The following is a 12,443-nucleotide window of genomic DNA, read 5'->3' on the forward strand; positions in this document are numbered from 1 at the left end:
AGTCCTAAGGGTTTGATTCCTTTACTCCGAGAATGATGGTTTGGCTGCAATCAGGCAGGGCTGTTATAAAGTCTATCGAATCTGCTAATGCCAGCTTGCCATAGCCGTTTCCTTGTTGCGTTTGATCCACCATGAAACGGATAATCCAATACGTTCCATCCTCCGGATCCTTCCCATACATAAGAAATCCTATCATTCTATTATCTAGGTAAATGCCCATTGGAACAAAGGATGGCTCAAATTTTGATTCCGCCAATGAGTATACATTTGAAGCAATATAAGACTTCTGATGGGGGGCAACCTGTAATCCAATACACTCATGCCAATTATCTTTAGTTATATTCTTTAAACAAATAGACAAACTATCATTCTCCTTTAGTTCTTAATAAAATTTCACCATAATACATATTTTAACAAAAAAGCTAATGAATAGTACGATAGATAGAAAAAATGCTAGAAAAATATAAATGTAATGGCGCATCTTAGCCAATAAAAATATTTACATGAAGGAATCATTTTATGAAAAATTGAATAAAACAAGTACCGATTTTTTAATAAAATTTGGAATACCATGTCTTATTATTCTGAAAATTTTTATTAGGAGTGATTTTTTTGAAGAAAATTTTTTTGATCAGGCATTGCGAGGCAAAAGGGCAGCCATTCGAAGCACAGCTTACTGATCGAGGTATGAAACAAGCTTTGGAGTTAGCTGATTTTTTTTCCAATAGTAAAATTGATCGGATTATTTCCAGTCCTTATAAGCGGGCGATTCAATCTATCCAACCGTTTGCAGAGCGTTTACATATTGAGATAGAAAATGATTCTCGTTTAACAGAACGAGTTCTAAGCACTAATAATCTATCTGATTGGCTTGAAAAACTGAAAACAACATTTACTGACTTTGACCTAAAATTTGAAGGGGGAGAGTCCAGCCAAGAAGCTATGGATCGAATCGTAGAAGTAGTCGAGAAAGTCTTTACCAGTGAAACTAAAAATACCATCATCGTGACCCATGGAAATCTAATGTCCTTACTTTTAAGGTATTATAATAAAAACTTTGGATTCGAAGATTGGCGAAATCTCAGTAATCCCGACGTATTTCTTTTAAAATATGAAACGAATAAAGTAACTATTGAGAGACTATGGAAATAATTATGAAGTAATGGACTAATAGAAAGGGCCACTTTATAAAAGAAATAGCTACTTACTACCTATAAAGTGATTGCAAAAGTGCTTAGGTAGTAGAGCCTATTATTTCTCGCTTATACATTGTTAATCGACATTATCTTTCTTGATTTCCCTATCTGTATAGGGAAAATGGCAGTGTAAATGTAGATTTATCACGCTTTTTGTAAAACTATTAAAGTTTACTAAGCTATTAATATCATTGATAATTTAAACGAAAGCGTTTACATTTTTTAAAAAATAGGAGGAGTCAAATGAAGAAGAAAAAAGTGGTGTCCGTATTATTAACTGCGGGGTTAGTTTTAAGCGTCAATGGAGTCTATGCACAAGGAAACGGTGGAACCCCAAACTCGAATGCAGCGTCTGCCTTTGACAACAAGATCATTAAGAAAATTAGTGCCGACAACATGTATAACACAATTAAGTTATTATCAGAGCAGCCTCGTACGGCAGGAACTCCCGGCGAGCTAATAGGGGCACAGTACATAAAGAGTCAGTTTGAGAAGTATGGGTATGAGACGGAGCTGCAGTCTTTCCCAATCTATGATGTTGTAAGAGATAATGCAAAAGGAGTAGTAGAAATTGGCGGACAAAATCTAAATCCATACGTATTCTCTGGTTCATTTAGTGGTGAGGTAACCGCTGATTTAGTGAATGTTGGCAAAGCACTTGCCGGCACGGTACCAGATACGGTAAAAGGGAAGATTGCTCTGATTGAACGCGGCGATATCACCTTTGTTGAAAAGATCCAAAATGTTATGGAAAAGGGCGCGGTAGGCGTCATTATGTACAACAATACCGGTACATCTAATGCATTTGGCCAAGCAAGCTATGGTCAAGATATTCCTGCTGTTGGCATCACTAGAGCCCAAGGTTCGGCATTAGTTGAACAATTAAAATCGGGTCCATTAACGGCTAAATTAAAAGTATCCGGTTCAGGTCTTGTTGAAAAGCAGTCTTATAACGTCATTGCCAAGATGAAACCTCAAAAGAACAAGGATACCGGCCAGATTGTCATGGTTGGAGCACACCATGATTCAGTTCCTAATGGACCTGGGGCAAATGATGATGCATCCGGTGTATCGGCGGTACTAGAGCTTGCCCGAGTCATGTCCAATATGCCAATTGATACGGAACTTCGTTTCGTTACCTTTGGCTCCGAGGAAAAAGGCCTGTTAGGATCCTATCATTATGCCAGCACATTAAGTGATGCAGAAGCGGACAAAATCGTTGCCCACTTCCAAATGGACATGATTGGCAGTAAAGATGCAGGCGGTGATAACAAAGCAAACGGTCTAATCATGTATACGATTGATGGAAAGAAAAATACAGTGACAGACCTTGCTTCTGCTGCAGGCGCAAGAACGGCATTAGGTGAAGTCGTTCCATATGGTCAGCTGGGACGCAGTGACCATCAGCCGTTCCATGAGTTAGGAATTCCGGCAGCCCTATTCATTCACTCGCCATTGGAGCCATGGTATCATACACCAGCAGATACCATCGATAAAATCGATAAGAACAAACTGCAAGAAACGGCGGAAATCGTCGGAGCAGCCGTTTATCAAATCGCGCGACCGGATACCCCAGCCTTAATACATTCTCGTGTTGCACCAAAACCGGTCGATTATGATTTCGAAAATCGTCCACCAGGAGCGTAATAAATTTTTCTTAGAAAAATGGCGGAAGAAATGAATCCGCCATTTTTTGCTTTTATTTGAGTTGATATTTAACCATTTATTGGACAAATTGTTGTTTAGACCTATATAATCAAAGGAAGAATATTAAGGTTTTCAAAGTAATTTAACTTTTAAAAAATGGAGTGAAACCAATGATTAATCAAGTCGGTCAAATTATGTTATATGTAAACGACCAAGATGAGACAGTGAAATTTTGGACAGAAAAGGTAGGATTTATCGTTGTTTCTGAACAAGATAATGGCCAAGGAATGAGATGGATTGAAATTGCACCATCAACGGATGCAGAAACGAGTCTTGTTCTTCACAATAAAGAATTAATTGCAAAGATGCAGCCTGAATTACATTTAGGCACCCCATCTTTAATGTTTTTCTCAGACAATCTTGAGCAATTATATAAAGATTTTACGGATAAAAATATCAAGGTCGGAGAAATGGTAACTATGCCTGGCGGCAGGGTATTTAATTTTGCAGATCCGGAAAACAATTATTTTGCCATTATGGAGAAAAAATAGAACACTAAGTACGAAATAAGGACAAAAACGACTAGACCTACGATCTTTAGTCGTTTTTGTTTTATTTAGGAAGGGAGAAAAAAATGAAGGCAATCGTTGTTAAACAACCCGGTGGGGCAGAACAATTACATTTTCAGGATGTATCTATTCCCAAGATAAAAGCAGGTGAGTTATTAATAAAAGTAAAGGCTTTTGCGATCAATCGCACAGATATCGTTACACGGGAAGGAAAATCCGGCTATATGACCAATCCCATTTTAGGGATTGAAGTGGCTGGAGAAGTCGTCGAAGCAGCGGAAGGAACAACGATCGAGATTGGAACTCGGATCATGGGTCTTGTGAATGGCGGCGGTTATGCTGAATATGTTGTCATGCCGGCCGATCGGGCGATGAAGGTTCCGGCGCATCTGTCATTCGAGGAGGCTGCTGCTATTCCGGAAGTATTTTTAACGGCCTATCAAACACTGTTTTGGTTAGGAGAACTAACCGATCAGGAAACAGTGCTTATTCACGCCGGGGGCAGCGGTGTAGGGACTGCAGCCATCCAACTAGCTAAACAAATGACTGAAGCAAAAATCATCACAACAGCCGGATCCCGGGAAAAGTTAGATTTTTGTCAATCGCTTGGGGCCGATATTGGCATCAACTATAAGGAGCAATCATTCGATGAAGAGGTTTTAAGGGCGACCAATAACCAAGGTGCAGATGTGATTCTGGATTTCATTGGTGCATCCTATTGGAATAGTAATATAAAAAGCTTAAAGATTGATGGCCGCTGGGTACTTATTGGTATTTTAGGTGGTGCGATGGTTGAAAACATGAATATATGGGAGCTAATGACCAAAAGAGCCCAGTTAAAAGCTACTCTATTGACTCCTCGTAGTGATCAATATAAAAAGGAATTAACGGAGGAATTTACGGAAAAAGCAATGCCATTATTTATAGAACGAAAAATCAAACCTGTTGTTGACACGGTATTTCCATTTGAAGAAATCCAAGATGCCCATCGGCACATGGAGGCGAGTAAGAACATTGGTAAAATTGTCGTTCGCATATAGTTGAATCTTTCCCTACAGGGGAATTTTAAACAAAGCTCTTTTTTTATTTTTTTGATTCGCATCGGCGGATGGTGTGATATACACACACAAATAAACTGGATGCAAAAAAGCCGTGAATAATCTTCGCGGCTTTAGTTAATATACCCTTTGTCTTTTAAACATGCATATGCTGCATTTTCATTTTCTTCTTTCACTTGATACTCCAGTTTACCTTCAACAATCTTGGCACAACGGCCGCCAAACGGTTTAAGTGCTGTCTTGATTTCCTTTACATCAACATTTTCTTTAATTGGATAATTAACATTCACAAAAATTCACCTCCAATGATAACTATAAGTAATTGGAACTGTTTTTACTGTGAGAAAAATTACAGGATTCGGGATTAAGAGAACTCACCATCATAGAAGAACTTATTACCTAGGCTTTAGTTCTCATTCAAAATAGATGGGCAGAATAATTCACGGTACATAGGAAAGAATGAATGGTGGTGTAATAGACACCAACTAACGACGATGTGGGGGAATTACGATGAATATTCGTGAAGGCTTAATTCCAACTGCTTTAGGCACTGCAGTAACTGCGACAGGTTATGCATTAAAGCAAAAACGCGGGTCGAATAAAATGGTAGCTAATACTGTTTTCGGTTTTGGTCTAGCACACGTGGTATTAGGCGTAATTGACCTTGTAGAACACCGCCGTTAGAGATGAAGACGAGTATATTCCGTACTCGTCTTCTAATGAAACATCCATAAAAGTAAAATTTCATTTGTTAAGCATTAATCCGTATTTAAAGCAAAAGATAAAAAAAGGAGGTGTAGAACCATGAGATTAATACACAGAATTGCCTTAGTGCTAGTGATTATAGGTGCAATCAATTGGGGATTAATTGGCCTTTTTAGATTCGATTTAGTTGCAACTATTTTTGGCGGACAAGGGGCATTTTTGTCAAGAGTAATCTATTCTCTTGTTGGATTAAGTGGACTGATTTGTATAAGCCTACTATTTGCTCCAATGAGGAAGGAAGAGCATAAAGTAGATCGCCAAGGCAGCGGAAACTTAAATTATGCTACTGAGTTTGGTGAGGAAACCGATTTATCAAAATTAAAAAAGGATTAAAAAAAACACTTATGATGACATAGTCATCTGAGTGTTTTTTTGATGCTGTAAAACTGATTCAACATGTATGCCCTCTTACGACCCCCATTAAATTTAGTTCTAAACAATGGGATAAATAAGAGGGATAGAGGGATTTTTTCTTTAATTGAACATTTCGCCATTACATAAGTTCAAAATAAATAGCAGAAAAAGTTAGTAATGATTAACGCTAGTGTAGGACAAAATACATTTGTGCTTCAGGAAAGGTGGCACTGATGATGAATAAATTTACCTATACACTAAGGAGGGCAACAATGGGCATATTAAGCGGAAATCCTAAGGAAGAGCCATTGCACTATGGTGAGGTTTTTGATCTTTGGGCCTCATTATTAGCGGGCAATGGTATGATAGCAGGTTATCAAACAATGATCAACCATGTTGGAGACGATGACTTAAAAAAGTTATTAAATGAAGCCATTGAAATATGTCAGCAGGAAAAAAAACAAGTGGAAGAACTATTAAAAGAGAACGGGGTCGGTTTACCTCCAGCTTCACCGGAGCCGCCGCAAGCATGTTTGGAGGATATACCAGTTGGGGCTAGAATTCCTGATCCTGCTATTGCCGCAACACTTTCGGTGGATATCGCTGCCGGATTAGTGGCATTTAGTCAAGCGATGGGTAAATCGATCAGGGAAGATGTAGCCCTGATGTATGGACAATTTCATATGCAAAAAGCGGGTCTTGGTGCAAAAGTCCTTCGATTAAATAAGGAAAAAGGCTGGCTGATTCCTCCTCCATTGCATCTTAACAAACATGGTGATTGTTAGAAATCATTAAAATAATTAACAAAAAGAACGGATTAATTTTAAATGGGTTTCGTTACCTATCGCAATCATCAAAAAATAAAGGGAAATGGCTATCAAAAACATACATTTTGATAGTCATTTTTTTTTAATAAATAGAGATTTTTTGTAATTTTAGCCGAAATTTGTATAGGAAAATGGATATCAAATTGTAGGGGTATATAAGAATATTTTAAGGAAATCCTACAAAAATACGAGGAAGAGAGGGATTAAAGGTGGATATTATAAACCCTATGGATGTATTAAAACCAATTAATTTAAGTACAAAAGAATTAGATGAAACTCAACCTTTAACATCTGTTGAAATGGGGAAACTTTGGGTTACGTATGTTGGAAACAGTATGTCTGGTCAAATTATCAGTTATTTTCTTCAACATTGCGAGGATGATTCTATTCGGACACTATTGGAAAATGGTTTAGCTGCATCTAAGGACTTTATGCAGAGGATAGAAGGATTTTTTAAGAAAGGTAATTTTCCTATTCCTGCAGGATTTGCTGAAGATGATGTAAATCTTGGTGCCCCACGTTTATATGAAGATGCATTTTACGTGCATTATTTAAAATATGCTGCTAAGGCAGGTCTAAGCATTTACGCAATAGCGGTTCCATTAGTAATGAGGGAGGAAATAAGGGAGTTTTTTGTTTATTGCAATCAATGCACTAGCATCCTTTTAGGGCAGATAAACAATGTTCTATTTGAAAAAAAATTAATTGCAAAACCTCCTATTATTCCAACACCTGATGGAGTTGATTTTATTAAAAATCAAAGTTACTTAAATGGTTTTGTTGGCGATGTTAGACCATTACATGCATTAGAAATTACCCATCTTTATGATAACATTGAGAATAACGCAACAAGTAAGGCATTATTACTGGGATTTTACCAGACAGTTAAAGATGAAAAGATAAAGGCTTTGTTTAAACGAGGTTTAGATATGACTGATAAATCAGTAAAGCAATACAAAGAAAAGCTTCAGATAGAGCACTTGCTAACACCATCATACATAGACCATTTAGTTACAACGTCTACATATCCTCCTTTTTCCGATAAAATCATGTTATTTCATAAAGTGGACATGTTCTCCATGAAGATAAGGTCGTTTGGAAACTCACTTGCGGTAAACGGAAGAAGAGATATAGGATTGATGTATGGAAGATCTCTCATAAATATTGGCTTATTTGTCGATGACGGAGCTAATATCTTAATTGAAAAAGGCTGGATGGAATCTCCGCCAAAAGCATTTGACAGGGTTTAATGAAGATTCGTTTTGGATTTGTGGCGAATGCACTAGGTTTATGGGATGCCAGCCCTTCAAAAGCCTTAACCTTTACTCGATATTCAGCAATTCCTAAACACGAGCGAATGGAGAAGCTTAAAGAAGTAACGGCGCAGAATTTACATCATACAAAAAGAATCTTGTACTATAATATTGCGCACGAAATAAAATTATATCGGTTTTCAAGCTCACTTGTCCCCTTAGCCACTCATCCGGAAGTGATGTGGGATTTTGTTACTCCTTTCAAAACGGAATGGGAGGAACTTGGACAATTGATCCGGCAATTTCAACTTCGACCGAGCTTTCATCCCAATCAATTTACACTCTTCACAAGTCACCGCACAGAAGTGACTATGAATGCAGTGAAGGATATGGACTATCATTTTAGGATGCTCGAAGCTATGAATGCACTGGAAAGAGGAATTATCAATATTCATATTGGCGGCGCTTATGGGGATAAAGAGACCTCATTAAATCGATTTCATCAAAGTATAAAAAAATTACCAAGCGAAATAAAAAAGCAGATGACGCTGGAAAATGATGATAAAACGTATAATGTAGAGGAAACGCTCTTTACTTGTGAAAAAGCAAAGATCCCGATGATTCTGGATTATCACCACTATATGGCGAATAAAGGGGGAGTTGACCTTTCGCATTACTTACAACGAATTTTTAACACATGGAATACGATTCCCAAAGTGCATATTTCTTCGCCAAAATCAGATCAGGCCTATCGTTCACATGCAGATTTTGTCTCATTGGATTTTATTCTGCCATTTTTGAAAATGGCAAAGGTCCTTAATGAAGACTTTGACATTATGATCGAAGCGAAACAGAAGAACCTTGCGATGTTGCAGCTTATTGAAGAAATCGCCTCTATTCGGGGAGTCAAACGGCTATCTGGCGGTGAGATTGAATGGTAAATAAAAAGCAAGGGAATGAGGTGAAAAAATGACCATCGTACGTTTAGGATATGTAGCCATGAGTATGGAATTAAAAAATGCTTCACCATCCCAAACGATGACCTTTGCCCAATTCCAGAATATTGATGACCGTGAAGCAGCGATTCGGAAATTAGAACGGATCTCGCTATCGAATTTACACCATACACTCAGAATTTTAAAGCATAATGCGGCGTCGGAAATTCACTTTTATCGGTTAACATCTCGTCTTATTCCTCTAGCCAACCATGAAGAACTGCTTGATTGGAATTATTTAAAGCCATTGCGTGGGCAATTGCGGGAGATTGGAGATTTTGTCAAAGAACTCGACATAAGAATTGATTTCCATCCAGATCATTTTGTTCTTATCAATTCGATGAAGAAAGATATTTTAAAAAACTCGATTCAAACGTTGAAGATGCATTATTTACTATTAAAGGGGATGGGGATTGATCCAACTCACCGGTGTGTGATGCATGTGGGAGGCAATTATAAAGAAACAGAAGCTTCACTTGAACGGTTTGTCGATAATTGGATGGTTGTGCCAAGGTCAATTCAAAAAATGATCATGCTTGAAAATGATGATACTTCATTCACCCTAGAAGATACTCTTTACTTATGTGAAAAACTGGAAATTCCGCTTGTGTTCGATTATCATCATCACCTTGCCCATCATCGAAATGCCGAATGGGAAGTTCATTGGGATCGTGTCATTCAAACATGGAGTTATTCCTCACTCCCAGTAAAAATGCATATTTCCAGTCCAAAAAGCCAAAAAGCTTTCCGCCATCATGCGGATTTTGTGGACGCAGATCTATTCTTTCAGTTTCTAAAAGAAATAAGGGGAAGCCTTCCACAAATTGATTGCATGATTGAGGCGAAGAGAAAGGACGAAGCTCTATTTCATTTAATGGAAGAGATTAAAACGAGGGATGATGTGGAAATCATTGATGGCTCTTCGTTTCATTTAAGATGAGATGAAGAGCCATCAGGTATTTTATCACAAATTCTTTAATTCAAGTTCTTGCGGTGGTTCACCGTTTAGATTTAAAATGCGGACCGTTTCAGGCTGTATTTTCAGTAATATATAGTTCGGATCATTAGGACCGTCAAACCATTTCTTAAACGATTCTTCCCAGAATTGATCCTTCAAGGCTTGTGAATCATTTATTGACGTAGAGCCAAGAATTTCAACATAGGCATCGCTAAGTCCTTTCTCTTCGTATCCCAGCAATACAGAGACGAACGGATTTTTTTCGATTTCTTCGATTTTCTCCGTGTCCTTTTTCGTTGGAGTGTATAATGTTAAATCCTGATTGTAAAATGTCATATATCGAGAATGAGGTTTATTGTTTTCAACTGATGACAGGATACCGGTTTTGTGATTGGAGAGTATGTTTAAAACCTTATCTTTTAATACTTGATTGCTCATAGATTTTCCTCCTCATGTATGGGTTCTATTTATTTTCCACTAATGGGGGACATTTAAACTGTAAAATGCACCTAAATATTCTTAGGTGCTTTTCCATTGATTTTTATCATTATGTGTCCTTAGGAAACTAATAATCCATTGATCGAACTAAACACTTGGTGGATTGCCTCTTTTCCAGCTTTCTCCCATCTGCTTTTATCATAAATGTAGTCGTCTTTGTCCAATGGTGTTTGAAATTGATCCAGGCCCGTAGTACCGGTCACAAATGAGTTTTCATCATGATCTAGTCCAATATTGATGACATGTTTGATGACAAATGGTGTTCCAAACTCAACCAAGGCATTAGAATGATCTAAAGCACCGTCTACTACATAAATGGGGACTCGCAAATATATGGATTCTCCGCCATCACGCCACAACAATGCGTCGAATTTCCCTTGGTCATAATCAAAATTACTGCAAAAACTACAACCATAAGAATGAAAGATATCACGAACTGCCCCAAAATATGCTCTTCTTCCTTCAATTTCTGTTTGTAATTGAATCATTTTCCTTCACTCCTGTATTTAAAGATCATTTACTATTCTTAACCAGATAATGAATTAAATACCTAGCTTTCGAAAGGAATTGGAAAATGTTATTTTTAATTATGCTTCGAATAACACCTGAAATGTAACAAATGCTAATAAAAAAGGAGGTGCACAATTTGTCTAATCAGCAACATACTAATCGTGAAAAACAAAAAGGGCAACCTGGTTCAGGATCGAAGTACAATGAGGAGCATGCAGGAAAGGTTACAGGCTACGGACAAGCTGATCCAAATGCCGAGGGGCTGACGAATATTTCGGACAAGACTTCGTCATAATAATTTTGCGCCCTTTAGCGGCGTTTTTTTCCGTTATAAATAAGGCACATAAATAGGACGGTGAAGGATATGGAAGTAAATCATGAGACTACCTCCTATAATCCGGGAGACATTGTCTACGTATTTTATCGCAATCCACATACACAGGATGTAGCAAATGTGCAGGAAGCGGCCGTTGTGAATAATCCGGAGAATCCAAATGAATTGGCTATATTTCTGTATGAAACCTATTATCCATTAACTAATGAAATGGCTGTTTACCAAAGTGAAGCTGACGCAATGCATGCGTATGAACAGTACTTTGGATATGAATAGAATGGGGAAATGGTATGAATAAGCCTTTTATGCCTCAACTCGTTTATTTTGAACCAAAGGCGTTGGAGTATCCGCTCGGGCAGGAGCTGAAAGAGAAATTTGAAAAAATGGATGTGGAAATCCGCTATACCACCTCACATAATCAAGTTAGGAACCTTCCCGGTGACACTGATTTCCAAAGGTACAGAATCGCAAAGTCAACACTCGTAGTGGGAATCAGAAAAACACTAAAGTTCGATACCTCCAAGCCTTCTGCTGAATATGCCATCCCTTTTGCAACAGGCTGTATGGGGCATTGTCATTATTGTTATTTACAAACGACGATGGGGTCGAAGCCCTACATTCGTACATATGTAAATGTGGAGGAAATTTTGGAAGCGGCCGATCAATATATGGAGGAACGGGCACCAGAAATCACGAGATTTGAAGCATCTTGTACCTCTGACATCGTTGGTATTGATCATTTGACACATACATTGAAGCGGGCGATAGAGCATTTTGGAACATCTGAGCTGGGAAAGCTGCGGTTCGTAACCAAGTTCCATTATGTTGATCACTTACTTGATGCCACGCATAATGGAAAGACGAGATTTCGCTTTAGCGTCAATGCGGATTATGTAATTAAAAACTTCGAGCCTGGGACCTCTCCATTAGCAAAACGGATTGAAGCAGCCGGAAAAGTAGCAAGGGCCGGCTATCCATTAGGGTTCATCGTGGCACCCATATATCTTCATGAAGGATGGGAGGAAGGATACTATCATTTGTTTGAACGGCTAGATGAAGAATTACCAATAGATGCAAGGGACGATATCACATTTGAATTTATTCAACACCGGTTCACTAAACCTGCTAAGCGAGTGATTGAAAAAAATTACCCGATGACGAAATTGGAATTGGATGAGTCTTCCAGAAGGTATAAATGGGGGAAATACGGCATTGGCAAGTATATTTATCAAAAAGAAGAAGAAGAGGATATAAAAAGTCATCTTTATTCCTATATGGAAAAGTTTTTCCCAAATGCAAAATTGGAATACTTCACATAAATGATCATTTCCGTAATAAAATTAAACACACGATTTCATTTGAAAAATTGTGTGTTTTTTTATGTGCGCTAAGTGATATAAAGGTGTATTGTCGTCCATCGTTCCATCCGCCTTTGTATTCATTTTAATCAATGAATAGCGAATAGCCATTGACAGTATA

Annotated in this window: 17 protein-coding genes; 13 read left to right on the forward strand and 4 right to left on the reverse strand. The window is 37.9% G+C overall.

Annotation, left to right across the window (positions count from 1 at the left end):
* Positions 1-4 precede the first annotated feature (4 nt).
* Positions 5-361 (reverse strand): GNAT family N-acetyltransferase, encoded by a 357-nt coding sequence (locus tag ACIQXV_RS08465; protein WP_402957808.1) that lies wholly within the window; start codon positions 359-361, stop codon positions 5-7.
* A gap of 242 nt (positions 362-603) precedes the next feature.
* On the opposite strand from ACIQXV_RS08465, the gene ACIQXV_RS08470 reads away from it, so the two are divergent.
* The 4 genes from ACIQXV_RS08470 (at position 604) to ACIQXV_RS08485 (ending at position 4,452) form a co-directional block, all read left to right on the forward strand.
* Entirely contained in the window at positions 604-1,152 is a 549-nt protein-coding gene (locus ACIQXV_RS08470) for a histidine phosphatase family protein (RefSeq protein WP_402957810.1), read from the forward strand.
* Between the two features lie 287 nt (positions 1,153-1,439).
* Positions 1,440-2,843 (forward strand): M28 family peptidase, encoded by a 1,404-nt coding sequence (locus tag ACIQXV_RS08475; RefSeq protein WP_402957814.1) that lies wholly within the window; start codon positions 1,440-1,442, stop codon positions 2,841-2,843.
* A 170-nt stretch (positions 2,844-3,013) separates the two neighbouring features.
* Positions 3,014-3,394 (forward strand): VOC family protein, encoded by a 381-nt coding sequence (locus tag ACIQXV_RS08480; RefSeq protein ID WP_402957816.1) that lies wholly within the window; start codon positions 3,014-3,016, stop codon positions 3,392-3,394.
* An 83-nt stretch (positions 3,395-3,477) separates the two neighbouring features.
* Positions 3,478-4,452: an NAD(P)H-quinone oxidoreductase gene (locus ACIQXV_RS08485; RefSeq protein ID WP_402957818.1), complete on the forward strand. Its 975-nt coding sequence runs from the start codon at positions 3,478-3,480 to the stop codon at positions 4,450-4,452.
* Between the two features lie 131 nt (positions 4,453-4,583).
* Here ACIQXV_RS08485 and ACIQXV_RS08490 read toward each other — a convergent pair whose 3' ends face one another.
* The gene (locus ACIQXV_RS08490; RefSeq protein WP_402957820.1) at positions 4,584-4,760 is read right to left on the reverse strand and encodes a hypothetical protein; all 177 of its coding nucleotides are present in this window, start codon (positions 4,758-4,760) and stop codon (positions 4,584-4,586) included.
* A gap of 220 nt (positions 4,761-4,980) precedes the next feature.
* Here ACIQXV_RS08490 and ACIQXV_RS08495 point away from each other — a divergent pair, with 220 nt between their 5' ends.
* The 6 genes from ACIQXV_RS08495 to uvsE (ACIQXV_RS08520) all read left to right on the forward strand — a co-directional run bounded on the left by ACIQXV_RS08495 (position 4,981) and on the right by uvsE (ACIQXV_RS08520) (position 9,604).
* Positions 4,981-5,154 (forward strand): asparagine synthase, encoded by a 174-nt coding sequence (locus tag ACIQXV_RS08495; protein ID WP_149870190.1) that lies wholly within the window; start codon positions 4,981-4,983, stop codon positions 5,152-5,154.
* 120 nt (positions 5,155-5,274) lie between these two features.
* Positions 5,275-5,568, forward strand: a complete 294-nt coding sequence (locus ACIQXV_RS08500; protein ID WP_402957823.1) for a DUF378 domain-containing protein — start codon at positions 5,275-5,277, stop codon at positions 5,566-5,568.
* A gap of 293 nt (positions 5,569-5,861) precedes the next feature.
* Positions 5,862-6,374, forward strand: a complete 513-nt coding sequence (locus tag ACIQXV_RS08505) for a DUF3231 family protein (protein ID WP_402957825.1) — start codon at positions 5,862-5,864, stop codon at positions 6,372-6,374.
* A 269-nt stretch (positions 6,375-6,643) separates the two neighbouring features.
* Positions 6,644-7,666 carry a DUF3231 family protein gene (locus ACIQXV_RS08510; protein WP_402958252.1) on the forward strand — a complete coding sequence of 341 codons (1,023 nt, stop codon included), beginning with the start codon at positions 6,644-6,646 and terminating at the stop codon, positions 7,664-7,666.
* Entirely contained in the window at positions 7,666-8,610 is a 945-nt protein-coding gene (gene uvsE, locus ACIQXV_RS08515; RefSeq protein WP_402957827.1) for a UV DNA damage repair endonuclease UvsE, read from the forward strand. The genes ACIQXV_RS08510 and uvsE (ACIQXV_RS08515) overlap by 1 nt, the downstream gene beginning before the upstream one ends.
* 28 nt (positions 8,611-8,638) lie before the next feature.
* A complete protein-coding gene (uvsE, locus tag ACIQXV_RS08520; protein ID WP_402957829.1) occupies positions 8,639-9,604 on the forward strand; it encodes a UV DNA damage repair endonuclease UvsE in 966 nt (321 codons plus the stop codon).
* 24 nt (positions 9,605-9,628) lie between these two features.
* Here uvsE (ACIQXV_RS08520) and ACIQXV_RS08525 read toward each other — a convergent pair whose 3' ends face one another.
* Together ACIQXV_RS08525 and ACIQXV_RS08530 are read right to left on the reverse strand one after the other, a co-directional pair.
* A complete protein-coding gene (locus ACIQXV_RS08525; protein WP_402957830.1) occupies positions 9,629-10,060 on the reverse strand; it encodes a pyridoxamine 5'-phosphate oxidase family protein in 432 nt (143 codons plus the stop codon).
* 119 nt (positions 10,061-10,179) lie between these two features.
* On the reverse strand, positions 10,180-10,608 hold the full coding sequence (locus tag ACIQXV_RS08530) for a YugN family protein (RefSeq protein WP_402957832.1): 429 nt from the start codon (positions 10,606-10,608) through the stop codon (positions 10,180-10,182).
* A gap of 158 nt (positions 10,609-10,766) precedes the next feature.
* On the opposite strand from ACIQXV_RS08530, the gene ACIQXV_RS08535 reads away from it, so the two are divergent.
* From ACIQXV_RS08535 to splB, 3 genes are all read left to right on the forward strand, one after another.
* Entirely contained in the window at positions 10,767-10,925 is a 159-nt protein-coding gene (locus ACIQXV_RS08535) for a hypothetical protein (protein ID WP_402957834.1), read from the forward strand.
* A 69-nt stretch (positions 10,926-10,994) separates the two neighbouring features.
* Positions 10,995-11,240, forward strand: coding sequence for a transcriptional regulator SplA domain-containing protein (locus tag ACIQXV_RS08540; RefSeq protein WP_402957836.1), 246 nt, complete (start codon positions 10,995-10,997; stop codon positions 11,238-11,240).
* A 14-nt stretch (positions 11,241-11,254) separates the two neighbouring features.
* On the forward strand, positions 11,255-12,283 hold the full coding sequence (splB, locus tag ACIQXV_RS08545; protein ID WP_402957838.1) for a spore photoproduct lyase: 1,029 nt from the start codon (positions 11,255-11,257) through the stop codon (positions 12,281-12,283).
* The last annotated feature ends 160 nt before the right edge of the window (positions 12,284-12,443 follow it).

The sequence above is a fragment of the Neobacillus sp. NPDC097160 genome, from assembly GCF_044762155.1.
In the GTDB taxonomy this organism is placed as follows: domain Bacteria; phylum Bacillota; class Bacilli; order Bacillales; family Cytobacillaceae; genus Neobacillus.